The organism is Antrihabitans stalactiti, assembly GCF_012932915.1.
Classification (GTDB): Bacteria; Actinomycetota; Actinomycetes; order Mycobacteriales; family Mycobacteriaceae; genus Antrihabitans; species Antrihabitans stalactiti.
The window spans coordinates 60,610-86,092 of sequence record NZ_VCQU01000014.1; the positions used below are offsets into that span (position 1 = coordinate 60,610).

29 protein-coding genes and 1 pseudogene are annotated in these 25,483 nt (G+C 65.5%); 22 read left to right on the forward strand and 8 right to left on the reverse strand.

Annotated features, from left to right (window positions below):
• Positions 1 to 16: 16 nt before the first annotated feature.
• On the reverse strand, positions 17 to 721 hold the full coding sequence (locus FGL95_RS29050; protein ID WP_240963384.1) for a helix-turn-helix transcriptional regulator: 705 nt from the start codon (positions 719 to 721) through the stop codon (positions 17 to 19).
• 78 nt (positions 722 to 799) lie between these two features.
• Between FGL95_RS29050 and FGL95_RS29055 the strand changes: the two genes are divergently transcribed.
• From FGL95_RS29055 to FGL95_RS29075, 5 genes are all read left to right on the forward strand, one after another.
• Positions 800 to 1,237, forward strand: coding sequence for a DoxX family membrane protein (locus FGL95_RS29055; RefSeq protein WP_169593968.1), 438 nt, complete (start codon positions 800 to 802; stop codon positions 1,235 to 1,237).
• Positions 1,234 to 1,878, forward strand: coding sequence for a GTP cyclohydrolase I FolE (folE, locus tag FGL95_RS29060; protein WP_169593970.1), 645 nt, complete (start codon positions 1,234 to 1,236; stop codon positions 1,876 to 1,878). Before FGL95_RS29055 ends, folE begins: the two co-directional genes overlap by 4 nt.
• Before the next feature lie 5 nt (positions 1,879 to 1,883).
• Positions 1,884 to 2,795 (forward strand): patatin-like phospholipase family protein, encoded by a 912-nt coding sequence (locus tag FGL95_RS29065; RefSeq protein ID WP_169593972.1) that lies wholly within the window; start codon positions 1,884 to 1,886, stop codon positions 2,793 to 2,795.
• A 10-nt stretch (positions 2,796 to 2,805) separates the two neighbouring features.
• Positions 2,806 to 4,053, forward strand: coding sequence for an NAD(P)/FAD-dependent oxidoreductase (locus FGL95_RS29070; protein ID WP_169593974.1), 1,248 nt, complete (start codon positions 2,806 to 2,808; stop codon positions 4,051 to 4,053).
• 401 nt (positions 4,054 to 4,454) lie between these two features.
• Entirely contained in the window at positions 4,455 to 4,892 is a 438-nt protein-coding gene (locus FGL95_RS29075; RefSeq protein ID WP_169593976.1) for a MarR family transcriptional regulator, read from the forward strand.
• Between the two features lie 233 nt (positions 4,893 to 5,125).
• Here FGL95_RS29075 and tal read toward each other — a convergent pair whose 3' ends face one another.
• Positions 5,126 to 6,235: a transaldolase gene (gene tal, locus FGL95_RS29080; RefSeq protein ID WP_169593978.1), complete on the reverse strand. Its 1,110-nt coding sequence runs from the start codon at positions 6,233 to 6,235 to the stop codon at positions 5,126 to 5,128.
• Between the two features lie 224 nt (positions 6,236 to 6,459).
• Here tal and FGL95_RS32795 point away from each other — a divergent pair, with 224 nt between their 5' ends.
• Positions 6,460 to 6,585 (forward strand): hypothetical protein, encoded by a 126-nt coding sequence (locus FGL95_RS32795; protein WP_277351833.1) that lies wholly within the window; start codon positions 6,460 to 6,462, stop codon positions 6,583 to 6,585.
• 594 nt (positions 6,586 to 7,179) lie between these two features.
• On the opposite strand, the gene FGL95_RS29085 is transcribed toward FGL95_RS32795, so the two are convergent.
• The 3 genes from FGL95_RS29085 to FGL95_RS29095 form a co-directional block, all read right to left on the reverse strand.
• Positions 7,180 to 7,701 (reverse strand): nitroreductase family deazaflavin-dependent oxidoreductase, encoded by a 522-nt coding sequence (locus tag FGL95_RS29085; RefSeq protein ID WP_169593980.1) that lies wholly within the window; start codon positions 7,699 to 7,701, stop codon positions 7,180 to 7,182.
• A 179-nt stretch (positions 7,702 to 7,880) separates the two neighbouring features.
• Entirely contained in the window at positions 7,881 to 8,213 is a 333-nt protein-coding gene (locus FGL95_RS32085) for a hypothetical protein (RefSeq protein ID WP_206072425.1), read from the reverse strand.
• A 94-nt stretch (positions 8,214 to 8,307) separates the two neighbouring features.
• A complete protein-coding gene (locus FGL95_RS29095; RefSeq protein WP_169593981.1) occupies positions 8,308 to 8,661 on the reverse strand; it encodes an ANTAR domain-containing protein in 354 nt (117 codons plus the stop codon).
• 215 nt (positions 8,662 to 8,876) lie between these two features.
• Here FGL95_RS29095 and FGL95_RS29100 point away from each other — a divergent pair, with 215 nt between their 5' ends.
• On the forward strand, positions 8,877 to 9,131 hold the full coding sequence (locus tag FGL95_RS29100; protein WP_169593984.1) for a hypothetical protein: 255 nt from the start codon (positions 8,877 to 8,879) through the stop codon (positions 9,129 to 9,131).
• 44 nt (positions 9,132 to 9,175) lie between these two features.
• Here FGL95_RS29100 and FGL95_RS29105 read toward each other — a convergent pair whose 3' ends face one another.
• Positions 9,176 to 9,673: a MarR family winged helix-turn-helix transcriptional regulator gene (locus FGL95_RS29105; RefSeq protein WP_169593986.1), complete on the reverse strand. Its 498-nt coding sequence runs from the start codon at positions 9,671 to 9,673 to the stop codon at positions 9,176 to 9,178.
• Positions 9,674 to 9,802: 129 nt separating this feature from the next.
• Between FGL95_RS29105 and FGL95_RS29110 the strand changes: the two genes are divergently transcribed.
• From FGL95_RS29110 to FGL95_RS29155, 10 genes are all read left to right on the forward strand, one after another.
• On the forward strand, positions 9,803 to 11,635 hold the full coding sequence (locus FGL95_RS29110) for a glycoside hydrolase family 15 protein (RefSeq protein WP_169593989.1): 1,833 nt from the start codon (positions 9,803 to 9,805) through the stop codon (positions 11,633 to 11,635).
• Positions 11,636 to 11,676: 41 nt separating this feature from the next.
• Entirely contained in the window at positions 11,677 to 12,693 is a 1,017-nt protein-coding gene (locus tag FGL95_RS29115) for an SDR family oxidoreductase (protein WP_169593991.1), read from the forward strand.
• Positions 12,690 to 13,022: a hypothetical protein gene (locus FGL95_RS29120; RefSeq protein ID WP_169593993.1), complete on the forward strand. Its 333-nt coding sequence runs from the start codon at positions 12,690 to 12,692 to the stop codon at positions 13,020 to 13,022. The genes FGL95_RS29115 and FGL95_RS29120 overlap by 4 nt, the downstream gene beginning before the upstream one ends.
• A gap of 61 nt (positions 13,023 to 13,083) precedes the next feature.
• Positions 13,084 to 13,563 carry a hypothetical protein gene (locus tag FGL95_RS29125; RefSeq protein ID WP_240963385.1) on the forward strand — a complete coding sequence of 160 codons (480 nt, stop codon included), beginning with the start codon at positions 13,084 to 13,086 and terminating at the stop codon, positions 13,561 to 13,563.
• Positions 13,560 to 14,195, forward strand: a complete 636-nt coding sequence (locus FGL95_RS32800) for a gluconate 2-dehydrogenase subunit 3 family protein (RefSeq protein ID WP_169593995.1) — start codon at positions 13,560 to 13,562, stop codon at positions 14,193 to 14,195. Before FGL95_RS29125 ends, FGL95_RS32800 begins: the two co-directional genes overlap by 4 nt.
• Positions 14,196 to 14,278: 83 nt before the next feature.
• Positions 14,279 to 15,820, forward strand: coding sequence for a GMC family oxidoreductase (locus tag FGL95_RS29135; protein ID WP_240963400.1), 1,542 nt, complete (start codon positions 14,279 to 14,281; stop codon positions 15,818 to 15,820).
• A 39-nt stretch (positions 15,821 to 15,859) separates the two neighbouring features.
• Positions 15,860 to 17,653, forward strand: coding sequence for a thiamine pyrophosphate-requiring protein (locus tag FGL95_RS29140; protein WP_169593999.1), 1,794 nt, complete (start codon positions 15,860 to 15,862; stop codon positions 17,651 to 17,653).
• 14 nt (positions 17,654 to 17,667) lie between these two features.
• Positions 17,668 to 18,801, forward strand: coding sequence for an enolase C-terminal domain-like protein (locus FGL95_RS29145; RefSeq protein ID WP_169594000.1), 1,134 nt, complete (start codon positions 17,668 to 17,670; stop codon positions 18,799 to 18,801).
• A 468-nt stretch (positions 18,802 to 19,269) separates the two neighbouring features.
• Positions 19,270 to 19,509: a hypothetical protein gene (locus FGL95_RS29150; protein WP_169594002.1), complete on the forward strand. Its 240-nt coding sequence runs from the start codon at positions 19,270 to 19,272 to the stop codon at positions 19,507 to 19,509.
• Positions 19,510 to 19,548: 39 nt separating this feature from the next.
• On the forward strand, positions 19,549 to 19,737 hold the full coding sequence (locus tag FGL95_RS29155) for a hypothetical protein (RefSeq protein WP_169594004.1): 189 nt from the start codon (positions 19,549 to 19,551) through the stop codon (positions 19,735 to 19,737).
• A gap of 144 nt (positions 19,738 to 19,881) precedes the next feature.
• Here FGL95_RS29155 and FGL95_RS29160 read toward each other — a convergent pair whose 3' ends face one another.
• Positions 19,882 to 20,517 (reverse strand): TetR/AcrR family transcriptional regulator, encoded by a 636-nt coding sequence (locus FGL95_RS29160; protein ID WP_169594006.1) that lies wholly within the window; start codon positions 20,515 to 20,517, stop codon positions 19,882 to 19,884.
• A gap of 53 nt (positions 20,518 to 20,570) precedes the next feature.
• On the opposite strand from FGL95_RS29160, the gene FGL95_RS29165 reads away from it, so the two are divergent.
• The gene (locus FGL95_RS29165; RefSeq protein WP_169594008.1) at positions 20,571 to 21,110 is read left to right on the forward strand and encodes an ester cyclase; all 540 of its coding nucleotides are present in this window, start codon (positions 20,571 to 20,573) and stop codon (positions 21,108 to 21,110) included.
• Between the two features lie 291 nt (positions 21,111 to 21,401).
• On the opposite strand, the gene FGL95_RS29170 is transcribed toward FGL95_RS29165, so the two are convergent.
• Positions 21,402 to 21,722 carry a hypothetical protein gene (locus FGL95_RS29170; RefSeq protein ID WP_169594010.1) on the reverse strand — a complete coding sequence of 107 codons (321 nt, stop codon included), beginning with the start codon at positions 21,720 to 21,722 and terminating at the stop codon, positions 21,402 to 21,404.
• A gap of 295 nt (positions 21,723 to 22,017) precedes the next feature.
• Here FGL95_RS29170 and FGL95_RS33055 point away from each other — a divergent pair.
• The 4 genes and pseudogenes from FGL95_RS33055 to FGL95_RS29185 form a co-directional block, all read left to right on the forward strand.
• Positions 22,018 to 22,086, forward strand: a pseudogene (locus FGL95_RS33055) (hypothetical protein); the annotation flags it as partial.
• A gap of 6 nt (positions 22,087 to 22,092) precedes the next feature.
• Positions 22,093 to 22,377: a MarR family winged helix-turn-helix transcriptional regulator gene (locus FGL95_RS29175; protein WP_338080079.1), complete on the forward strand. Its 285-nt coding sequence runs from the start codon at positions 22,093 to 22,095 to the stop codon at positions 22,375 to 22,377.
• A 167-nt stretch (positions 22,378 to 22,544) separates the two neighbouring features.
• On the forward strand, positions 22,545 to 25,001 hold the full coding sequence (locus tag FGL95_RS29180) for a molybdopterin oxidoreductase family protein (RefSeq protein ID WP_169594012.1): 2,457 nt from the start codon (positions 22,545 to 22,547) through the stop codon (positions 24,999 to 25,001).
• The gene (locus FGL95_RS29185; RefSeq protein ID WP_169594014.1) at positions 24,998 to 25,477 is read left to right on the forward strand and encodes a hypothetical protein; all 480 of its coding nucleotides are present in this window, start codon (positions 24,998 to 25,000) and stop codon (positions 25,475 to 25,477) included. Before FGL95_RS29180 ends, FGL95_RS29185 begins: the two co-directional genes overlap by 4 nt.
• The last annotated feature ends 6 nt before the right edge of the window (positions 25,478 to 25,483 follow it).

Below are 25,483 nucleotides of genomic sequence, written 5' to 3' on the forward strand. Positions count from 1 at the left end.
TCGGAGCTTGGCAGGTTCAGCGTTGTTCGTCGGCGGGTTGCAGGCGTACGCAGCACAGGTCCGGGCTGGGTTCGAGCCGGGCCGACAGTCCGCTGACGGCGAGTCCGTCGAGGAGTCCGCCGAGCAGGCACAGGTTCATTCCGCAGACCAGATCGGTGTGTTGTTGCGCGAGCCGATGGAACGGGCAGTTGCCGAGAAGAATCTCGTCGTCGATGGTACGAGGCTCGAAGCCGTATCTCGCGAGTGTCTTCACCACGGCCGCTCGGTCGCCCGGTGTTGCTTCGCGGACTGCGGTGCCGAGTTCGCGTCCCACCTCAGCGGCGCGTCGCTCGAGCACCGCGCGTGGTGATTCACCGGTGTTGGTCGCTTCCTCGATGCTGGCGGCGAAAAGCCGCCCGGCCAGTTCGTAGCGCCGCTCTGGCAGCGATAGGTCGAACTGCTGCTGCGATCGCTGATACAGCTTCGAGGGGCGACCGGATCCGGGACCGGTGCGGCCGGTGCGGCGTTCGTAGACCACCGAGAGAAGGCCCTCGTCCACGAGACGTTCCAGGTGAAACGCTGCGGTGTTGCGTGGCAGTTGCACGGCCGCTGCCGCGTCGTCGCGGCTTACGGGTGCGGACTGGCAGATCACGTAGTCGTACAACCGACGCCGGGTCGGCTCGTCGAGCGCTGCGAACGCGGAGATCTTCGTCTCCCACGACTTGTCCTCGGTCATCGCCATTCTAAAACCAATTTCTGTTGACTAAATGCTCGGTTCAGATCTAACGTTAACAAATATCGTCGATAGAAGGAGAAAGTTATGAGTACAAAGACATCCGAGCGCGGACCCGTGGTTGCGGCGCTCCGGTCCGACCCTGCCTACCAGGCGTTTTTCCTGTTGCGGACGGTGTTCACCGTGGCGCCGATCTTGTTCGGTCTGGACAAGTTCACCAACTGGCTCGTCGACTGGCCGACCTACCTGGCCCCGTGGATCAACGACATCGTTCCCGGCACTGCACAGCAGGCCATGTATGCGGTCGGTGTGGTGGAAATCGTGGCGGGGATCGTGGTGGCGGTGGCGCCGCGCTTCGGTGGACTGCTCGTGGCGGCCTGGCTCGCCGGGATCATCGTGAGCCTGCTGACCATCCCCGGGTACTACGACGTCGCGCTGCGCGACTTCGGGCTGTTCGTCGCCGCCGTGGCACTAGCCCGCCTCGCCGTCGTCTACACGCCCGCACGTCAAGGACGCGACGCATGACACTCGCGGCACCGCCGGCTTCTGCGTTCGACGCGCGGGCCGGCAGCGGAGCCGGAAAACACCTGCACGTGGTGCACGGGCGCGAGAACGTCGACCTCGATGCGGCACAGCGAGCAGTCACCGACCTCCTGGTCGCACTGGGCCAGGACCCGACCTCGGAACACCTGGCAGACACTCCGAAGCGAGTAGCGCACGCCTACGTCGAGATGCTCTCCCCGCGCGAGTTCAACCTGACGACATTCCCCAACGACGAGGGTTACGACGAGCTGGTACTCGCCAAAGCCATCCCGATGCAGTCGCTGTGCCAGCATCACCTGCTGCCCTTCCGCGGCACCGCGCACGTCGGCTACCTGCCCGGGGACCGGATCCTCGGGCTGTCCAAGCTGGCCCGCGTCGTCGACCTGTTCGCCCGAGACCTTCAAGTGCAGGAACGGCTGACCCAGCAGATCGCGAACTGGTTGCAGGACCACCTAGCGCCCAAGGGCGTCGGGGTGGTGATCGAGGCGGAGCACATGTGCATGTCACTGCGCGGTGTACGGGCGAGTGGATCGCGCACCGTTACGTCAGCCATGCATGGCGTGCTGCGCGAGGATGCTCGGTCCCGGCAGGAATTCTTTGCGCTCACCGGTTTGGTCGGCTGAGACCGATGACACGGGCGTTCGTGCTCACGGGCGGCGGGAACCTCGGCGCGATACAGGTCGGCATGCTCGCCGCGCTGCGCGAGCGCGGCGTCGCGCCGGACCTGCTGGTCGGCACGTCGGCAGGTGCGCTCAACGCCGCCTACGTCGCCGGAGTCGGGTCCGACGCCGACAGCCTCTATGCGCTGGCCCGACTGTGGATGCGAACACGCCGCCCTGACGTGTTCCCGATCGACCCCGTCCGGCAGCTGCTCGCGCTGCGCGGCCGGCGACCCTCGCTGTGCTCTGCGGAGAGTCTGCGACAGTTGATCGCCGGCGCCCTGCCCTATCAGCGGCTCGAAGACGCCGCCACCCCGGTTCACGTGATTGCGACGAACGTACTCACCGGCGAAGCAGTGAGTCTCGGCTGCGGCGACGCCGTGACCGCGGTACTGGCCAGTGCGGCCATCCCCGCAGTGTTTCCTGTCGTCCACGTCGACGGCACGTATTTGGTCGACGGCGCCGTCGCCGACAGCGGCGGCATCGCCCGCGCGGTGGCGCTCGGTGCCGACGAGATCTGGGTGCTCCCCGCCGGGTACGCGTGCGCGCTGACCCAGCCACCGGCGAGCACCTTGGCTGCCGCGTTGCACGCGGTGTCGTTGCTCGTTCATCAGCGGCTGCAGCAGGAGGCCGCGACCTACACCGGCCGGGTCGAGCTGCACGTTCTGCCGCCGTTGTGCCCGCTGAAAGTGTCGCCGGTCGACTTCGGTCGAGCTGGGCAGCTCATCGCGCGCGGCCACGGGGCGACGCAGGCGTGGTTGACCGAGCGCGGGGACCGTCTGCCCGATCCGGGACGGTTCCTTTCCCTGCACGAGCACAGCACGCAACGCAATGCGGTGACGGGCGGATGCACGACCTGCGCCGGCACCGGCACCGATTGAGGAGAATCTGATGATCGAACAAACCACTCACGTCATCGTCGGCGCGAGCCTGGCCGGGGCCAAAGCCGCGGAAACGTTGCGTGCGGAGGGCTTCGACGGGCGCATCGTGCTCATCGGTGCGGAAAACGAGTTGCCCTACGAGCGTCCGCCTCTGTCGAAGGGATTTCTCATCGGCCGCGACGACAAGTCGAAAATCTTCGTGCACGCGGACGCCTGGTACCAGGACAACTCGGTGGAACTGATGCTAGGTCGACAGGTCACGCGGCTCGACCGCGGAACGCACACGGTGGAACTCGACGGTGGCGAGCGTATCCGTTACAGCAAAGTACTGCTGGCCACCGGCGCTTCGCCGCGTCGACTCGAGATCCCCGGCGGTGGGCTCGACGGCATCCACTATCTGCGACGGGTTACCGATGCCGAACGGCTCCGGTCAGCACTGTCTTCCGCGCCTCGGGTCGTCGTCGTGGGCGCAGGTTGGATCGGGTTGGAGACGGCGGCGGCGGCCCGCGAGCTGGGCTGCCATGTCACCGTCGTCGAACCACGTCAGGCTCCTTTGCTGGCGGCGCTGGGTCCGGAGATGGGTGGATTCTTCGCCGATCTGCACCGCGAGCACGGAGTCGACGTGCGGCTCGGACACGGTGTCACCGAGATCCGTGGCGCCACGGATCGGGTCAGTGCGGTCGTCACCGACGATGGTTCGGTGATTCCGGCTGAGGCGGTCATCGTCGGCGTGGGTGCGCGACCGAATGTCGAGTTGGCCGCGGAAGCCGAGTTGCCGGTGGACAACGGGGTGCTGGTCGATCAGTCGCTGCGGACCGACGATCCTGACGTCTATGCCGCGGGCGATGTCGCCAACGCCTTCCATCCGCACTACGCCCGCCCGGTCCGGGTCGAGCACTGGGCAAACGCGCTGCACGGTGGCCAGGCCGCGGCGAAGTCGATGCTCGGACAATCGGTGAGCTACGACCGACTCCCGTACTTCTTCACCGATCAGTACGACGTCGGCATGGAGTACACCGGCTGGTTCCCGCCGGGCGGCTACGACGCGGTCGTCACCCGCGGCGATGTCGTCGGCAAGTCGTTCCACGCGTTCTGGTTCCACGGCGGCCGCGTCGTTGCCGGCATGCACGTCAACCGGTGGGACGACGGCGTCGGTGCAGCACAGGCACTGATCACCAGCCGCACGATGGTGGACCGTGACCGGCTCGCCGATCTCTCGGTACCGTTGGCCCAACTTGCCGATCCGGTGCCCCACTGAAAGCGGGTGCGGGAACGTTCGAACAAGCGGGGTTGAATAACTCTTCTTACGACTTCCCGCCGCGATCGGTAACCAGATCACCGCAGTCGACGAAGTCGGGGACAGGTGCAACGCCGGTGGGAGCACCGAGCACTCAGCGAGCGCGTGTCGAACTTCCCAAGCACAGCGGGCAGCAATCTCGTTGGCGTATTACGCGGGCTTCACCTATCGAGAAAATAGTGGACTATCTTTCCGAGCCGCTGCCCACGATCAAGTCACGTATCCGAGCTGGCCTGGCGTTTCTGACCTCGGTAGTGGCTGTCGCGTGAGGCGATCGACACGAGCAGCAGGTGCAGACGACGTATTGTATCGTGATACGATATAGCGGTTGTCGAGTGTGTCGAAATGGGAGGATGCCCGGTGTGACAACAGAGCAGGGTGTCGAATCGGCGCCGTTGACCAAACTGGATTTCGAGGCATTGGCGCGTTTCCGCTTTGGTATCCGCCGCTACCTGCGCTTCAGTGAAGAAACGGTCCGTAGTCACGGTTTGACCCCGCAGCATTACCAATTGATGCTCGCGCTCAAGGGTTTTCCCGGTCGGGAGTGGGCCACGATGCGGGAGCTGGCGGAGCGGCTGCAACTGCGCCATCACAGTGTGGTGGAGCTGGTCAACCGGGCTCAGAAACAAGGCCTCGTGGACCGGGCGGCGCATCCGTCCGACGCGCGCGCGGTGCGTGTGCAGTTGACCAACGAAGGGCAGCAGATTTTGGCGCGCCTGAGCGCCATGCACCGCGACGAACTACGCCGCCTCGGGCCGGCACTGAACCTGCCCACCTGGGGCGCCGCCGCAAATTGGTGAGTGTCCCGATAGCCGTCGTCGGTTCGTGAGGCGCAGTCGAATCGACATCGCGCTTCGCGGCTTGGGCTCGACCCCAACTCGACAGGAGGCCGCGCACTTCTGCCCGCTCTGCGCGGATGGCGTGCACTGGCCCTAACGAGGCCTCCTTGAACCCGCTGTCGCGCAACGCTTGTCAGTTGTCACGCCCGGCCCGGCACCGACGATCACGATACTTGCCGGTGCGGGCAAGGCGGTCATCGTCTCGCCTCGGTGAGAGTCGCGGAGAGTTCGGTGGTGAGGTGATCCCAGCTGGCGTCGAATTTCGCGATCCCGTCGTCTTCGAGGGCGGTGACGACATCGTCGTAGTCGATGCCGAGCGCGCCTAACTCCACGAGGGTCTGCCGCGCCTCTGAGTAGGTGCCGTGAATGCGGTCGCGCGGTATCTGGGCGTGGTCGGCGACTGCGTGCAGGGTGGCCTCGGGCATCGTGTTGATCACCCCGTCCGCGACAAGATCGGTGACGTAGCGGGTGTCGTCGTAGCGGGGGTCCTTCACCCCGGTCGAGGCCCACAAGGGCCGCTGCGGGCGTGCTCCTGCCTGGGCCAGTGCCCCCCAGCGGTCGCCCGCGAGGTACTGCTCGTAGATCTGGTAGGCCAGGCGCGCATTGGCAATCGCCACGCTACCGCGCAGGGCCGCGGCCTGGTCGGTGCCGATTTTGTCGAGCCGGTGGTCGACCTCGGTGTCCACGCGGGAAACGAAAAACGATGCCACTGAATGAATCTGGGTGACATCATGACCACGCACGCGTGCCCGTTCGAGCCCGGCGAGGAACGCCTCGATCACTTGGCGGTAGCGGTGCAGCGAGAACATGAGGGTGACGTTGATGTCGATGCCGTCTGCCAGGCAGGCGGTGATCGCTGGCAGCCCTTGTTTGACGGCGGGGATCTTGACCAACACATTCGGCCGATCCACCAGCCGCCACAGCGCGTGGGCTTCGGCGACGGTGCGGTCGGTGTCGTGCGCCCACCGAGGGTCGACCTCGATCGACACCCGCCCGTCGGTCCCGCCGGTGGCGTCGTAGACCGGGCGCAGCACATCGCACGCCCACCGCACGTCGTAGGCGGTCAGCTCCTGTAATGCCGTGTCGGCATCTACCCGGCGCAGCGCGAGACTGTGGATCTGGTCGGCATAGGTGTCGCTGCCGGTGATGGCTTTGGCGAAGATGGTCGGGTTGGTGGTCACCCCCGTCACATGCCGGTCAGCGACCAGGCGGGCCAGGCTGCCGTCAATCAGCCTCTCTCGGCTCAGATCATCGAGCCAGATCGACACTCCGGCCTCGGTCAAGGTGGTCAACGGGTCCGACATGAGTGCTCTCCTTCCGCAGGGGTTCACGTCACAGGTTCCATTTCGAAACACCTTCCCCGACCACGGCTCGCTTTACGCACAACAACGATCGGCTATCGCCTGGCCGGTGCGGGATACTCGCGCAGGTATCGGCGCCCAATCCCCCCGGTCCGTCCGGCCTGGAGCGGGTCCTCGGCCCCGACACAACTCTAGTTTATACAAGAACGCTCTGTATAAATAGAGGCATGGCGAAGGTGATCGGCGGACCGTGCATTGACGTGATGGACCACCGGCCGTGCGCGAAGCAACGCCCGGTCGAGCGCCTCTTCGAATGGGCATTGCCTGCGGCTACCGGCAGAGGGGCCGTGTGAATGCGATCTCGTGCTCACCTGCCCGAAATTCCTCACCAGCAGCGAATACGCCCCGCGCATCCGTTCGCGACTGACCACCGAAACCAAGCTCGTCGACGACGCGCGAAAAGCGTGGCTGGGACCGCGAGGTCGAACGTCACCAGGCGACACGCCGACGGCTACAACATCTGCTCGACGAACTAGACGAGTTTGCCGATCCGCATGCGACGTAACCCGGCAGCGCAACAAGGGCTTCCGCGCCGGGGCGCATCGACAGATCGATAGCTGCACCGTCGATCTCCGCTCGCAGTTTCAATCGGTCGGCATCAATTCCCGTGCGACCAGCCCATCGTCGGGGCGGTGTAGAAGCGGCGGTTCGAGGAACAACGGAACGAAAAGTCACGCGAGCAGCGCCCGCGCCGGAAGCTGGCGGTGGACGGCACCGTCTGCCGTCCGCACGATTCACCCGTGGCGGCGGATCTGGTCGTAGGTCGGGATGTGAGGTTTCGAGGTTCAAAAGGTGACCTGCCCGGTCTGCTCGCTTCGGCCGCGGTTCAAGGCAGGGTGGTTCGTGCCGCCGTGTCCGGCCAGCGCGGTAAGCATGTCGTGCCTGGTTCATTGTCGTCGTTGCTCACGCGGTGGGTCGCGCAGCTGAAGTCCGACCAGGGGCAGTGTCGTCCCTCGGTCGCCGATCCGGGCGCCGAGGGTCGATTCGAAGACGGGTTTCAGTGTGCGCCACGCGCGCGGGTGCGCGGTCGCGTAGCTGGCCAGTGCCGCGGCGGATTCTTCACCAGTAAGTATGTGCGCAACGGCCGCAACAGGATTGCGGCTTCCCAGGTATATCCGAACCTGAGGGTTGGCTCGAATGTTGCGGTACCACTGGGCTTGCGCGCCGAAGCCCGATGCGACGACGTAGATGTCGGTGGCCGGATGCGCGACGATCTCGAGCACGACGTGGCGGCGCAACCCCGAACTTCGTCCGATGTGCTCAAGCATCAGCATTCGCGAGCCGAAGAGAAACCCCAACCGCGCTCGGTAGAGCCATACAGGGCCGCGTACGACCCAACGAACCCGAAGCAGCGCTGAAGCTCGCATGGCGATGGATTGTGTGAGGCTCGACGTCTTGTGTTCGTGCATTGTCGCCTGTTCCTTTCCCGTTCGCTCGGTCAGCGTGATAGCGCACGGGGTCGAACCGAATTCGGTGCAACTGGGTCAGCTGGATCGCCACGATCGCGCGCGGCGCTCTTCGATCTCCGACCAATCTCGCGTGGGTGATCACCGGTGAGGCCTCGGCCAATGGCCTCGGGGGGTATCTGTCAGCGTGGACATCTCGCCTTCGGTTCGGCGGAGTTGGCTGGGACGCACGTTGCTTGTCGGCTGCGCTGCGCGGGTTGGTGCAACGCATCCGTCGACCGCGGGAGTCGGTGGTGCGAGAGCGTCCGGACTGGATGCAGCAGGGCCGGGTGCCGACAATGCGGACATGATTGGGGCTGGGTGTCGGTGAGTGTGTGCGTCCAGTGCGCACACGTGCTGCAGCGCGTGCTGTGCCGCATACCGGCCATCTCGGCCAGCCCGATATAGATCGCCGCGGTGCTCGCTGCCGCGATCGCGACGATCACAGCGATGGTGAGAGCTTCGTATACAGTCATCGGTTGTTTTCGTCTCCAGGTCGAGTAGTGCCTGAGCAGGCATTCGTTTTTTCCACTGCGGTTGTCGGCGTGGCTGGAAGGTGGGGCCCGCGGGTCATTCGGCCCCGGTGCGGCCGCTGCTGCATTTCTTGCGGTCCGTGCGTGCCCCACGTCGGTTCGTCGACCAGCGGCTTGGTGAACGCAGGTCGCTCAGCGTCTGACCCCATTCGAGCTGCGCGGCGCGCTCGGTCGGCAACGACGTCGCTTCGCTGTAGGGCGGTTGACCGGCCAGCAGTACCAATGCGTGTGCGATCTGCGGTACGGAGAGGTGATGGCGGCGCGCGGCGTCGAGCAGTTCGTCCGATGCTTGGTCGGGGCTACAGCGGCGAACTGCGATGAGGAGGCCTTCGGCCAGGTCGATGTCGGACCGTTCGCGAACAGCGGATTCGTGGAGGTCGTATCTCTGCATCGTCGATCTTCTTCCGCGATTGGGACTTTCCGGTCTCCGACCCGTCATCTTCAACATATACTCGCAATGATTGCGTAGGCGCAACAGATAGTGGAGAATGGGACCTGGCGCGCGGGAAGCGAACGAAGGCAGCCGCATTCGGGCACTGCCGCCTGCGCCGGTAGCTGTCGCGTCGACACCCCATGGCATTGACGGGCAGAGAAGGAGAGATTTCGATGCGCACTGAGACGATCGGGTTCCTTGGATATGTTTCGGTACTGCTCGGCGCTGCGGCCGCCGGTCTGTGCTTGATCGCGTCGGGCGCCGGCGCCGGCACCCACGCCGCGACTGCCGGTGTGGTGGCGCTGGTGCTGCTACTGGCCGGGATCGGCACGTTGACGCTGATTCACCGTCGCCGACAGGCTGATCCGATCGAACCGAAACCGACCGCCGACGAAGTATCCACCTACCGACACCAACACCCGCACTGACGCCGTGCGATCGAACTCGCACTACAGACGAGCCGGGAGCAGACCTACTTCGGCCACCCCAATTTCCAGGCGTCGTCGGCGAAGAGTTCGCCGGCACCCGCAGCGAAGGCCGCCATCGCCGAGGCGAGCCCGCGCCGGCGGCGTTCAGGCACATGTGAGAGCACCTGCGCCACGGTCGCGCGACGGTGCGCGATCACCGAATCCACCAGATCACGTCCGCGATCGGTCAGCTCGAGTACCAGGTTGCGTCGGTCGGTCGCCGACTCGCGACGGATCAGCAACCCGGTGGCGACGAGCCGGTCGCAGGCCCTCGTGGCGTTGGACGGATGAATTCCCATCGCCGAAGCAAGCCCGTTGAGATTCAGTGTTCCGCGGCTTTCGATCAGGACCAATGCACGCAGCTGAGGCAGGGTGACCTGATCTTCGACCTCGGCCACCGATTGAGCGGCGATACCGATCAGCGCCCCAGCGGCCCGTGTCATCGCATCGATCTCTTCGTCGGTGACGGGCGAGGCCGCAGTGCTCGGTTGCTGAGAATTCATCGTGTGATTATCGCCGAGCCCTTGCCGTACCGCAATAGTTGCGCCTATGGTTGCGATTACGCAATCATTGCGTATGAGTCGTTAATACCGTCTACACACCGTTCGACCGGTGAGATGGGATTCAAGCGAATGGCATTCGGAAGCCCGCACCCTGCCGAGGGCACTCCGCCCGAATCTGGACAGTCCCATGCTTCCCAGATCGGAAACGGCTCAGCCCCAACAGTGTTCGTCCCGCAGGTGCTGCGTGAGTACGCACTGCTCGCCGACGGTGAACGCGGCGTGCTCATCGGCCCGCGCGGCGACCTCGTGTGGATGTGCGCACCACAATGGGATTCCGAAGCGGTGTTCTCCGCACTGATCGGCGGGACCGGCGGATATTCCGTCACACCAGCAGGCACACGATTCGTCTGGGGCGGGCAGTATGAGGACCGGTCGCTGATCTGGCGTTCCCGATGGGTGACCGACACCGGAATCATCGAATGCCGCGAAGCCCTCGCCTACCCGGGCGATCGGCACACCGCGGTGATTCTGCGCCGCATTGTCGCGATCGTCGGTGACGCCCGGGTCCGGGTCGCCCTGAACGCCCGGGCCGGGTTCGGTGCCCATCCCATGTCCGACCTGTCCCGCGACGGCGGAGTACTCACCGCACGGACCGGCGAACTGCGGTTGCGGTGGTCCGGCATCGGCGACGCTGACAACCTGCCCGACGGCAGCCTCGAAACGGTGATCGACGTGCCTGCCGGCGAACACCATGACCTGATCCTGGAACTGTCGGACCGACCCTTGTCGCGGGCGGGCGTCGACGCATTAGCTGCGTGGGGGGCGACGGAACGGGCGTGGGCCGACGCGGTCCCGCAGTTCACCGGGACCCTGGCCGATCGCGACGCCCGGCATGCGTACGCCGTGTTGCGCGGCATGACCGGTGCGGATGGTGGCATGGTCGCCGCGGCGACGATGTCGTTGCCCGAACGCGCCGAACAGGGACGCAACTACGACTACCGGTATTCGTGGATCCGAGACCAGTGCTACACCGGGCAAGCGATCGCTGCCGCCGGCACATATCCGCTACTGGACGCGGCGGTCGGCTTCGTCGCCGCTCGCATCCTCGAGGACGGACCCAACCTGAAACCGGCCTACACGATCACCGGCGGCGCGGTCCCGGACGAACACACCCTCGACCTGCCCGGGTATCCCGGGGGCGGCGCCACGGTCGGAAACTGGGTCAACAAGCAATTTCAACTCGACGCGTTCGGGGAAGCACTGCTGCTGTTCGCCGCCGCGGGGCGCCTGGACCACCTCGACACCGAGCACTGGCGCGCCGTCGACGCCACGGTCGACGCGATCGCACGACGTTGGCGCGAGCCGGATGCCGGTATCTGGGAACTCGACAACACCCGCTGGGCACATTCGCGGCTCGCGTGCGCGGCGGGACTGCGGCAGATCAGCGCGCTCGCACCGGTCGCCCGTGGGGCGGAGTGGACACGGATGGCGGATCTGCTGGTGGCGGACACCACCCGGGACTGCCTGCACCCCACGGGGCGGTGGCAACGCAGCCCGGAGGACGCGCGGATCGATGCCGCGCTGCTGATGCCCGCGATCCGAGACGCAGTCCCAGCCGAGGATCCGCGCAGCCGCGCAACACTGGAGGCCGTCCGGGCCGAGCTCACCGACCAGGGCTACGTCTACCGCTTCCGGCAAGACGACCGACCGCTCGCCGACGCCGAGGGCGCATTCTCGCTGTGCGGGTTTCTCATGGCGCTCGCCGATCACCAGCAGGGCAACGAACTCGACGCGGTGCGTTGGTTCGAGCGCAACCGCGCCGCCTGCGGGCCGCCGGGGCTGTTCACCGAGGAATACGACATCGGCCAACGCCAGCTCCGCGGCAACCTCCCCCAAGCATTCGTGCACGCCGTCTTCTTCGAGTCCGCACACCGGCTTACCCGATCCTGGTCGCGGCCATAACTTTTCGACCCACCCCCAGCACCGCAAGAAGGAGCACACACATGTCGCACCCATCAAGACAGGTCGTCGTCGTCACCGGCGCGAGCGGGGGCATCGGCCGCGCGACCGCGAAGGCATTCGGTGCTCGCGGCGCACACGTTGCGCTGCTCGCCCGCGGGAAGGAAGGCCTGGCCGGCGCCGCCGCCGATGTTCGTGCAGGCGGAGGTGTGGCGTTGGAGATACCGACCGACGTCGCCGATCCCGATCAGCTCGAGGCCGCAGCAGCGCTGACCGAGGAGACCTTCGGACCGATCGACGTGTGGGTGAACGTCGCGTTCACCTCGGTGTTCTCTCCGTTCGTGGAGATCTCGGCAGAGGAGTTCACACGGGTCACAGAGGTCAGTTACCTGGGTTACGTATACGGGACGATGGCGGCACTGCGCCGGATGCGACCACGCGACGTCGGCACGATCGTGCAGGTCGGGTCGGCCCTCGCCTACCGCGGCATCCCATTGCAGTCCGCCTACTGCGGGGCCAAACACGCGATCCAGGGCTTCCACGAGTCGCTGCGTTGCGAACTGTTGCACGAGCACAGCAATGTGCGCGTCACGATGGTGCAGATGCCCGCAGTGAACACTCCGCAGTTCTCGTGGGTGCTGTCGCGGTTGCCCAACCAGGCGCAACCCGTCCCACCGATCTATCAACCCGAGGTCGCAGCCCGCGGAGTGCTCTACGCGGCGGATCATCCTGCGCGGCGGGAGTATTGGGTCGGTGCCAGCACCGCTGGGACGCTGATCGCCAACGCGGTCGCGCCGGGCCTGCTCGATCGCTACCTGGCACGAACCGGGTTCTCCTCCCAGCAGACCGATGCGCCGCGACCACCGGACGCACCCGAGAATCTGTGGGAACCGGCCGACGGCACCGACGGTCACGACTTCGGGTCCCACGGCATCTTCGACGGCGGATCGCTGCGGATCAGCCGACAATTGTGGGCGTCGCACCATCACCGCCTGCTCGGCGCAGCGGCTGGGTTGCTGGCGGGGGCGACGGCGCTCACCGCGGCACGGGTCCGCCGATGACCGGGTTGTCATGGATCCGCGCAGGTTGGGGAACCATGTTGATCGCTGCGCCGCCAAGTTTGCGAACACCGGCCGGACCGCTGGACCGCCGGGGTGTGCTGATCGCACGTGTCCTCGGTGCACGCCAATTCGCCCAAGCAGCAGTGGTCGGATCGACCTCGAGCCATCGCCTGCTCGCGGTGAGCACCGGGGTCGACGCCCTACACGCGGCCAGCATGCTGGCCGTAGGCGCAATGTCGCAGCGCCACCGCAAAACTGCGATCACCGATGCCCTCATCGCGACCGGCTTTGCCGTCAGCGGATACGCCACGACATGGCGGCGACAGTGAGATCCCGGCCCTGCAGGCGTCCACGCGACCGAGCTAGGAACATTCCACAGGAAGGATCGCGATGAAGCTTCTTGCATCCCGCTGGCACCGGTCGACGGTGGTCGATCGCGGTGTCCACGGCATCGACAGAATGGTTCGCAATGTGGAGACCGGGCGGTTCGAGCGGAGCCTGGCTGCGTTGACCGCCGTCGGGTCGGTAGTGACCGCGGTGGAGATCTACTTCGAGCACGACAGTGCCAGTTTCGGCAACTCGATGATGTGGTGGCCGGTCGTTCTGGGACCGGTCGGTGCCGCCGCCGGGGTCGCCGGTTTCCTCGACCAGCGAATGGCGAAAACGGCGTTGCCGCTGGCGTCGGTGGTGATCGTCGCCAACGGTGTCCAGGGCACCTACCTGCACGGCCGCGGTATCGGCCGGAAACCGGGTGGCTGGTCCAACTTCCGCTACAACATGGAAATGGGACCGCCGTTGATGGCCCCGCTGCTGGTGACCATGGTCGGCGGCATGGGACTGCTCGCCGCACTGCTTCGGCGCGAACAGTGACCACCCCGCCCCGAAGCGCTGGCGCGGCGCCGCGATTTCCCGGCTTCGACGTCCTCGCCGAGTCCGGCCGGTGGGATCCGGTCACCGCCGCAGTGGTCCGCGCACGCACCGGAATACCACCGGATATTCGGTTCTTCAGCCCCGCCGAGGAAGCCGTCGTCACCGCGTTGGTCGATCACCTCCTCGGTCAACGGAGCGAGCCGATGGTCGCGGTCACGGCGCAGATCGACGCACGCCTGGTCGAATCACAGACCGATGGCTGGCATTACGAGGACATGCCGGCCGACCCGCAGGCCTGGCGCGACACCCTCGCCGACCTCAATACGGACGCCAGGGCCCGCTTCGGTGCGGGCTTCGCCGTCTGTTCGGCCAGCCGGCAGGCCGAACTGATCCAGGCCGTGCAGGATCTCGGTAGCAGCGTTTGGCACCGGCGGTCGGCTGCTCACGCGTGGAGTCTGTGGACTCGCTACGCGTGTACGGCGTTCTATTCGCATCCTTTGGCGTGGAACGAGATCGGATTCTCCGGTCCGGCCTACCCTCGCGGGTACAAGAACCTCGGGGTCGACCGCCGCGAAGGCCATGAAGTCGGGGATGCGCGCCCCGACGCGGACCCGATCCGACGGAGCCGGTGATGGGCGGCGTTCGTGCCCGCAACGAATCGGCCTGGCTGCTGCCCGACGACGGCACGCGCACCAATCACCGACTCCGTGAAGACATGCGCCGTTTCGACGACGACGATGACGTCGACATGGTGATCGTCGGCTGCGGTGCCGGCGGGTCCACATTGGCGCAGCGCCTGGCCCGCGCCGGCTGGACCGTCGTCGCGCTCGACGCCGGACCTTTCTGGGATCCCGATACCGACTGGGTCAGCGACGAAGCCGGCTCGCACCAGCTGTACTGGACCGAACCCCGGGTGATCGGAGGTGCGAATCCAGTGCCGTTGGGGTCCAACAACTCCGGTCGCGGCGTGGGCGGGTCGATGGTGCACTACGCCGGGTACACACCGCGGTTTCACCCCAGCGACTTCGCTACCAACAGCTGCGACGGTGTCGGCGCGGACTGGCCCATCAGCTACGGCGACCTGCGACCGTACTACGCCGACATCGAAGCCGAATTGCCCGTCGCCGGCGAGAAATGGCCGTGGGGCGATCCGCACAGTTACCCGCATCGCCCGCACCCGGTCGGCGGGAACGGTGAGATCTTCCTGCGTGGCGCCGACCGGCTGGGAATCACCGCGAAGGTCGGACCGGTCGCCATCACCAACGGCCGCTTCGGGAATCGGCCGCACTGCATCTACCGCGGCTTCTGTCTGCAAGGGTGCAAGGTCAACGCCAAAGCATCCCCCCTGATCACCCACATCCCCGACGCCCTCGCCCACGGTGCCGAGATCCGCGCAAACGCGATGGTCACTCGCGTCGCGGTCGACCCGCGCACCGGCGACGCCACCGGGGTGCACTACCTGCTCGGCGGGGTCGAGCATTTCCAACGCGCCCGTGCCGTGGCGATCGCCGGGTACTCCATCGAAACCCCACGGCTGCTGCTCAACTCGGCATCGGAGCGTTTCCCCGACGGACTGTGCAACGACTTCGACCAGGTCGGCCGGTACCTGATGGTGCAGGGGGCCCCGCAAACCGCCGGACGCTTCGAGGCCGAGGTGCGGATGTACAAAGCGCCGCCACCGGAGGTCAGCTCCGAACAGTTCTACGAAACCGATCCCGCCAAACCCTATAAGCGCGGATTCTCCATCCAAACCGTGTCCCCGCTGCCGATCACCTGGGCAGAACATGTTGCCGCGCAGGGGTACTGGGGTACGCGTCTGCGGGCGTACATGAGCGACTACGTGCATTGGTCGTGTTTGGGCGCGCTGTGCGAATTCCTGCCTCGACCCGACAACCGGGTCACCCTTGCCGACGAAACCGACCGCCACGGATTACCGGTGGCCCGGTTCTCCTACACCCAGTGCGACAACGACAAAGCACTGATGGCCGCCGCCCGGACGGTGATGGAGGACCTGCTCCATGCTGCCGGCGCCGAGGAGGTCATCACCATCGATCGGGCCGCCCATCTCGTCGGTGGGGCCCGCATGGCCGCCGACGAACGCCACGGCGTCGTCGACGCGCACTGCCGCAGCTTCGCGGTGAACAACCTCTACATCACCGACGGCAGCGTGCTGCCGACCCAGGGCGCCGCCAACCCAGCGCTGACCGTCATGGCCGTCGCCGCCCGCGCCGCCGATCACCTCACCCACCGCACCTGAGCTCATCCGAAAATTCGTCCGATCGAGGAGGAACCACTCATGGCAGCACAGAAAGTTTCCGACTACGTCCTGGCTCGCCTACGAGAATGGGGCGTGGAGCACGTGTTCGCCTTTCCCGGTGACGGCATCAACGGCATCCTCGCCGCCTGGGGCCGCGCCGACAACAACCCGGCCTTCATCCAATCCCGGCACGAGGAGATGAGCGCGTTCGAGGCCGTCGGGTATGCGAAGTTCACCGGCCGGCTCGGCGTCTGTATGGCCACCTCCGGTCCCGGTGCGATCCACCTCCTCAACGGCCTCTACGACGCGAAACTCGATCACGTCCCGGTGCTGGCGATCGTCGGACAAACCAACCGCAGCGCTATGGGTGGCTCCTACCAACAAGAAGTCGACCTGCTCAGCCTCTACAAAGATGTCGCCAGCGAGTACCTGCAGATGGTGACCGTCCCCGAGCAGCTGCCCAACGTGCTCGACCGCGCGATCCGCACCGCACTCGGCCGCCGCGCACCGACCGCGATCATCATCCCGGCCGACGTCCAGGAACTCGACTACTCACCGCCCACCCACGACTTCAAGATGGTGCCCTCGAGCACCGGCATCGACTGGCCTACCACAGTCCCCGACGACGACGCCCTCGTCCGCGCTGCGGAGATCCTCAACGCCGGCACCAAGGTCGCCATCCTCGCCGGGTCCGGCGCCCGCAACGCCCGAGCCGAGCTCGAACACGTCGCCGACCTCCTCGGCGCCGGCGTCGCAAAAGCATTACTCGGCAAAGACGTCCTCTCCGACGATCTGCCCTACGTCACCGGGGCGATCGGGCTGCTCGGCACCCGCCCCAGCTACGAGATGATGCGTGACTGCGACACCCTGCTCACCGTCGGGTCCAGCTTCCCCTACACCCAGTTCCTGCCCGGCTACGACCAGGCCCGGGCGGTGCAGATCGACATCGACCCGACGTTCATCGGCATGCGTTACCCCAACGAGGTCAACATGGTCGGCGACGCGGCCACCACCTTGCGGGCGCTGATCCCGTTGCTGACTCCGCGACCCGATCGATCCTGGCGGAACAAGATCGAGAAGAATGTGGCCCGCTGGTGGTCGGTGATGGCCGCCGAAGCAGCGGTGACGGCCGACCCGATCAACCCGATGCGACTGTTCGCCGAACTGTCCCCCCGGCTACCCGAGGACGCGATCGTCACCGCCGACTCCGGGTCGGCCGCCAACTGGTACGCACGACAACTCCGCTTCCGCGCCGACATGCGCGGATCCCTGTCGGGCAACCTCGCCACCATGGGACCCGGGGTGCCCTACGGCATCGGCGCCAAATTCGGACACCCTGCCCGGCCCGTCATCGTTTTCGCCGGTGACGGCGCGATGCAGATGAACGGCCTCGCCGAACTCATCACCATCAAGCGCTACTGGCAACTGTGGGACGACCCGCGGCTGATCGTGACCGTGCTGCACAACGACGACCTCAACCAGGTCACCTGGGAGATGCGGGCGATGTCGGGGGCACCGAAATTCGCCGAATCCCAGACACTGCCCGATGTCGACTACGCCGCCTTCGCAGCCGGTCTCGGCCTGCACGCGATCACCGTCACCGACCCCGAACAGATCGGACCGGCATGGGAACAGGCCTTGACCGCGAACCGGCCGACCGTCCTGGACGTGCACTGCGACCCCAACGTCCCCCCGGTGCCACCGCACGCCACCTACGACCAGATGAAACAAGCCGGCGCCGCCATGCTCAAAGGCGACGAAGACCTACGCGGCATCGTGAAAGAAGGGATCAAGATCAAAGCCCAAGAATTCCTACCGCACCCGACACAGTGAGCGCAGCCCGAGCGATGAGCGACACCCGTGTCGACGACGTCGACGTCACTGCCTACACCGTGCCCACCGACGCGCCAGAGGGAGACGGCACCCTCTCCTGGGATTCGACCACCATCGTGGTGGTCCGCATCCGCGCCGGCGATCAGGTCGGCACCGGCTGGACCTACGGGCCCGTCGCGTGCGCGACCGCGATCCGAGACCTCCTCGCCGACATCGTCATCGGACGCGATGCGCTCGATATCGGTGCTGCGTTCGACGCGATGGTCCGCGCGGTGCGCAACGCCGGACGCCCGGGAGCGATCGGCTACGCGATCTCCGCGGTCGACGTGGCGCTGTGGGACCTCAAAGCGCGGCTACTCGGCGTGGCCCTGCACCGCCTGCTCGGCGCCGTCCGCACCAAGGTCCCCGTCTACGGCAGCGGCGGGTTCACCACCTACGACCCCGATCAACTCCGCAGCCAGCTCTCCCGGTGGGTTTTCGAGCAAGTCATCCCGCGAGTGAAGATCAAGATCGGAGAATCCCGGGGCACCGACCCTGACCGCGACCTCGACCGAATCGCACTGTCCCGGAACATCATCGGCGAAGATATCGAGTTGTACGTCGATGCCAACGGCGGCTACACCCGCAAACAAGCCATCCGGGTGATACGCGCCGCCGCCGACTCCGACGTCCGCTGGTTCGAGGAACCTGTCTCCTCCGACGACCTCGACGGGCTACGGGCAGTCCGTGATGCCGTCGACGCCGACGTCGCCGCCGGCGAATACGGTCACGACCTCTACTACTTCCGCCGCATGTGCGCCGCCGGTGCCGTCGACTGCCTGCAAGTCGACGCATCTCGGTGCGGCGGGATCACCGAATGGCTCCGGGCAGCCGCGGTCGCCGCCTCGTTCGGGCTCGACATATCCGGACACTGCGCACCCCACCTGCACGTCCACGCCGCCACGGCCATACCCAACCTTCGCCACCTCGAATGGTTCCACGACCACGTCCGGATCGAATCACTATTCTTCGACGGCACCCTCGACCCCGCCGGCGGCACAATCAGCCCCGACCCCGACGCCCCAGGCCACGGCCTGACCTTGCGCCGCCCCGACATCGAGCAGTATCTGACCCGGTCCTCAATGATCAGATCACCCATCCGATCGTGACCTTGACCGACTTGCAGCACTCATCGCACCAGCGATCGAGTCTGAGGCGGCTCGCAAACGCGTTTGATAGACCGTGTGGAGTCGAATCAGGCGTCTCGCGAGTCTCGACAGGCTGTCTCGAAATCAACGTCTCAGTTGGCAGACAGCGCGTAAGGAGACTCATGGCGAGGTTCGGGTACGCGAGGGTGTCGACCCGCGAGCAGAATCCCGATCATCAGGTTGACACGCTGCTGCGAGCGGGGGTGCCGGAGCAGCAGATCTTCATCGACGGCGAACGGGAAGCCGAGTTCGTCGCGCCCAGGTTCCAAAGTCGGTTACAGACTCACTACGTGTCGCGAACACTGTCCGCGACGCGACCGGCCACGCAGGCGGACCCTTCCGACCAGCGGATAATGGACGGGGTAACTGTCGAAGCTTTTCCGACGATATGTGCAATCGGAGCGACACTTCGACCGGAAGTGAGTGACGATGAGCAACGATGCCGATGCGCAGTCCCCGGTCGGAGTGGCGGCTCTCATCCGGTCGGTCCGCACCCAGCTCGAGGATCTGCTGTCTGAAACATCCGACCTAGCGGTCGAGGAACGGCTACGCAATGTCGACCGGATCGTGGACTGCATGAAGCGCAGAATTGTCGAGATGACCCCCGAAGAGCTCGCCCGGGTCTGGGCCATTTTCGGTTACCCCGATAGTCGCGCCACTCGGCACTGACCACCGACCCGACAACACCCAGCGGCAACCATCACCGTCATGAACCGGACCGAACATAACCACACGCTGCATTGCTCCTACTGCGAACGTCGCTTCGCCACCGATCATCGCGATCCGCGCGCCGACGCACACGGCAACGGCTGGGTCGTCACCGCCGAAGTGACCATCTGCCCCGCCTGCGCAAACGCCCATGCGAACACCCCGTCAGGGGCCAGGCCAGTGGCGTAGCGGAACGCCGAGTTCGACTACGTCTGGATGCCGACCTTTCTGGAGCGGTGGCAGCCCCTGCGGCCGCTGAAGTGGGCGGTGAGTGCGATTTGCCAGATTAGCGGCGTTGTCCAGGCCGGTTGTCCCGCGGAACCGACATTCGAGCTAGGTCAATGCGGTGGTAATGGCGTGGGCGATCCAGTCGGCGTAGCGCTCCAGCGACCAACCGCGATCAAGCACCAAGAGCTCGTAGAGTTCGACCGCGACATAGGTCCAAAGGACGTCGCGTACCTCGTCGAGCTCGATCCCGACCCGTAACTGTCCGGTGTCGAGTAGGTGTCGGCCGAGCATCGTCATTCCAGTCAAGCGTTCGTGGAGCAGCTGGCACCACACAACATCGAGCGCATCGTCGATGAGGCGCCCGTCGCGTATAAGGATCTGCACCTTCGCCGATCGTTGTTGTCGGCGAGCCAGTCCTTGCACATAGATCTCGATCTTTCGCCGAACATCGGGCTCTACCGCCACCGCCGCGGCGGAAGGTCGGTCGGCGATCGTCGCGTCCTCGTGATCGCCGGCGATCACGAAATCGAACACCGCTTTCGCCAGCGTCGCCTTGGTGCCGAACACCTTGTAGATGCTCTCTGCCGAAACTCCCGCGTGGCGGGCGATCGCGGCGATGGAAGTCGACCGAAAGCCATTGTGTTCGAACAAATCCAGAGCAGCCTCCACCACGGCGTGCCGACGGGCCGCGGCCTGCTCACGTCGACGGGATGCGTCGTAACTTCTCTTGACTTCGCTCATCGCCCATCCGATACTTTTAAATACAGTTCAACTGTATCTATTTTGGAGAACACATGAACACACCACCCTCGGCCGTGGTCAGCGACCCCAAAGCAACTGCGGTCGGCAGCATTCACGCAATGGCACACGGTAGCCGTCCAGACTTCGACGGCTACATCGCCGCCGACGGTTTCACCCGCGAGCAGCGAGCCGCACCCCCCTCCGCCCGCGGCACCGGACCCGGCGCCTTCTTTGCATTGGCACAGTGGATTCGCGCGTCGATCGCCGATCTGGACTACGAGATCCATCATGTCGCCGCCGACGGCGACCTGGTCACGGTCAACTCGACAATGAGCGGCCGCCACGTTGCACCAGCGGTCTTCTATACCGACGACGGAAAAGTCGAGACGGTCTTTCCGCCGACCGGGAAATCGTTCGCCATCACCCAATCGCACTGGTTTCGGATCGCCGACGACAAGATCATCGAACATTGGGCCAACCGCGACGATCTCGGGATGGCCAAGGCCCTCGGATGGGTCCCACCGACACCGGTGTATCTCGCTAGGATGGCGCTGGCCAGACGACGGTTTCGCCACGCCGGACGCCGTCGGTGACCGCATTCGCGCTGACCACGGCGTCGGGCCCCAAGAAGTCGAGCCAGGCTCGCGCCGATTATGCGCATCCCGATCCATATTGAACGGCAACCCACACTGGGGTTGGCTACGCCTTGCTCCACGTAGTCCGCGACACCTGAGAGAGTAATCCGATCTCGGAGTGAAATCCGCGACTACTTCAGAGTGCGGATCGAGTAGGCGATTGGTTCAGGTTACGGCGGGTCCACGAAGCGCCGAGTTGACATCATGGCCCCCACGCTCTAATGGACGTTCGAACCTTAATGGCCTCAATTACCAAATGCTGAGTTGTGCGTCGTCGCGGTCACGGCGTCGGGTTTTGCGTTGCCGGCGAATCGAACGGGTGCCGGCTGCCGTCGTTACCTGAGCACGGTGTGCGAGTGCTTCGCGGATCAGTGAACGCCGTTGGCGATAGATATCGGCGCTGAGCTGATCGCGGAAAATGGCGTACCACGGGGCAGTTCCGGGCGCAGGCATGTCCAGCAGTCGATCCGTGATTCGGTCCAGCAGCACGTCATATTTGTCGCGCAGAATTTGCGCGGCATCATCGAGTGCGGCGCTCGACACGGTGACAGGTCGATCGGCACCACTCATTCGCGCAGGCTACATCCAGCCACCGACACGCGCCCGGCGGAACTGACGTAGTGTCCCAGCTCGAATTGTTGCTTCGGCGCAATTGATTCGGGCAGGATTCGTGGCATGAACGCTGTGCAGCGTCCCTCCTCGCACGCCGGGCCACCTAAGCGGGTCAAGTGGACGCCGTACTGCGGGCCTCGTGGGCCCTGGTGGGCATCGCTGCAGGCTCGATCGCTGCAGTCGACGAGCAGGTGACTCTCCCGCACTTACGCATCCTGGTCATGATCGCCACCAGGGGCACTGAATCTGGCGGCTGTCGTTCGCCGGGCTCGGCGTCAATCCGTCCAACGCCAGTCGCGCCTGTGACCGGCTACTCAAGGCAAGGCTGGTGGATCGTCGCGAATGCCCGGTCGACCGTCGCAACGTGACCTTGAGCCTGACCGAAGCCGGCCACGACGTCGTCGACACGGTGACGACGCACCGCCGCATGGCAATCGCGGCGGTGTTGAAGCGAATACCCGCCGGTGACTTTCTACTGGGCAACACCGATCATGCTCTCGTCGTTCTTCATCGGTGCCGATATCGATCATTGTCTCATCGGACCGGGGACCGCGGGTGGCGGCGTTGGACAGTTTCGCCACGGCAGCGGGCGAACCCTCCGACACCGACCTGACCTTGCTCTGGCCGTCTACATCGTGACCACTGACGCGGCATCGGTGTGTAAACGCAATCATTGCGGGTACGCAATGCTTGTGCCACGCTGGAATCAGCGAGCCGCGAAAGCGCGAAAGATCGGCGTCGCGGCGGTATCGACCGGACCAGCGGAAAGGACCGTGGAAAATGGTGGTCAGCAGGGACGCGATCGCCAATCCGTGGGGTACCCGTACTCCGTACCGACGAGGCGAGCGGTGGCCGGTTCGTGTCGACACCCACCTGGCCGCCGGAGTGTCCCCGCAGCAGGTCGACGCGTGGGTGCAATCGGCGTCGATCCTGCATTCGAACGGGGACGGCATCGACATTGCGGTCAAAGACGACCGCATTGTCGGTGTCCGGGGCCGCGCAGTCGACCGCGTCAACCACGGTCGCCTCGGGCCGAAGGATCTGTTCGGGTGGCAAGCGAACTCGTCACCGGATCGATTGACGCAACCATTGGTGCGGCGCAACGGCGAATTGGTCGAAACCGACTGGGATACGGCGATGAACGAGGTCGTAGCGCAGAGCAAGACGTTGCTGAACGAGCAAGGGCCGAGCGCAATCGGGTTCTACACCTCGGGGCAGCTGTTTCTCGAGGAGTACTACACCCTCGGGGTGATCGCGCACGGCGCGATCGGCACCAATCACCTCGACGGCAATACTCGTCTGTGCACTGCGACGGCCGCGCAAGCGTTGAAGGAGTCGTTCGGGTGTGACGGCCAGCCGGGCTCCTACACCGATATCGATCACGCCGAGGTGATCGCGTTGTTCGGCCACAACATGGCCGAAACCCAACCGGTGTTGTGGACGCGGATCCTCGATCGTCTCGCCGGCCAGGACCCGCCCGCGATCGTCTGTGTGGATCCCCGTCCGACACCCGTCGCCTGGCATGCCACCGTCCACTTGGCGCCGTTGCCCGGGACCAACGTGGCCCTGATGAACGGGTTGCTGCACGAAATCATCGCCCACGACTGGGTCGACCATGACTACATAGATGCTCACGCTGTCGGGTTCGACGAGCTCGTGGCCCGGGTGCGCGGGTATCCACCGGAGCGTGTCGCCAGGATTTGCGGCGTCGACGCCGACGAACTTCGTCGCGCCGCAGCACTTCTGGGAACAACGCAGCGTTTGGTGTCGACTGTGCTGCAGGGGTTCTACCAATCACATCAGGCGACCGCTGCGGCGGTGCAGGTCAACAACATTCATATTGTGCGAGGAATGTTGGGCAAACCCGGCGGCGGCGTGCTGCAGATGAACGGACAGCCGACCGCACAGAACACCCGCGAATGCGGCGCCGACGGCGACCTGGCGGGGTTTCGCAACTGGGCCAACGATACGCACGTGGCCGGGCTGGCCGCGTTGTGGAATCTCGATGTCGATCAGATTCCGCACTATGGCCCGCCGACACACGCCATGCAGATGTTTCGGTATGCCGAACAAGGGTCGCTGCGGATGCTGTGGATCAGCGCGACCAATCCGGCCGTCTCGTTGCCCGAACTGGCCCGTATCCGGGCAATCCTGAGCCAGGACCGGCTGTTCGTCGTCGTACAGGATGTGTTTCTCACCGAAACAGCGGCACTTGCCGACGTGGTACTGCCCGCCGCGACGTGGGGTGAGAAGACCGGCACGTTCACCAATGTCGACCGCACCGTGCACTTGTCGGACAAAGCGGTGCGCCCGCCCGGGCAGGCACGTGCGGATCTCGACATCTTCCTCGACTTCGCCCGCCGCATGGATTTTCGGGATCGCGATGGAAAACCGTTGCCGCCCTGGACCGATGCCGAGTCGGCGTTCGAAGCCTGGAAGAAATGCAGCGCCGGACGACCGTGTGACTACACCGGCATCACCTACGCGAAACTGCGCGGCGGCAGCGGAATCCAGTGGCCGTGCAGCACCGACCATCCCGACGGCACCGAACGCCTCTACGCAGACGGCCGGTTCTGTAGTGCTCCGGACTACTGCGAGTCCTACGGCAAGGACCTGCTGACCGGTACACCGGTGGGACCGACCGAATACCGGGCGCTCAACCCGTTCGGAAAAGCGATCATCAAGGCTGCCGACTACCGGCCCGCGCACGAGCAACCAGACGCCGACTATCCGTTCGCGCTGATCACCGGACGCACCCTGTACCACTTTCACACCCGCACCAAAACTGCACGGGCACCACAACTTCAGGCCGCCGCACCGCAGGTCTGGGTGGAGATCGCCGCGACCGATGCCGAGCAGGCCGGCATCGGCGAGGGAGATCTCGTCGACGTGTCCTCACCACGTGGGGCTGTCCGGGCGCAGGCGCGGGTCAGCGCGATCCGGCCCGGTGTGCTGTTCGTCCCGTTCCATTACGGCTACTGGGACGCCGGGAACGATGAGATCGCCCAGCACGACCGGGCCGGCAACGAACTGACCGCCACCGAGTGGGATCCAGCATCCAAACAGCCGATCTTCAAAACCGCTGCCGCCCGCATCCGCCGGATCACAGCAGGCGACGGCACACCGGCCCCGGCACCGACGACCACCGCATCGGCACCCGTCGATACCACCATCGAACCGACTGTCGGCGACGCCACAGCCCGCACCACCGAAGAAGTCCAGCAGGGGCCACGATGAAACTTGCACTCGCACTGCGCGAACTGCACCGCTGCGAACGCACACTCGCCATGGAATTGCGCGCCATCGCCGCCCGGCACAAGAGCGACCACGAAATCTATTACGTCGCCGGCGATCTCGCGGCATGGTCCGACGACCACGTGCGCGAACTCGCCCGCACCGGCCAACGCTACGACCTCGATCTGACTCTTAATCCGCGCACCCACCCTGTCACCGCACCGCTGCAGGAAAAGTTGAGCACTCTGCTCGGGCGCCGCCCCGAGCCGGCGTTGCTGCTGCTAATCGACCTGCGGCACGCGTACCGCGTCGCGGCAGGAGTGTCGCTGGACTGGGAACTGCTCGCCCAAGGCGCACAGGCCACAAAGGACGCCGACCTGCTCGCACTCGCTACTCGATGCCACGCGCAAACCCTGCGGCAGATGCGGTGGGCCAACGCAATGCTCAAAATCCTCTCACCACAAGTGTTGGCGAGCTGAACCGTC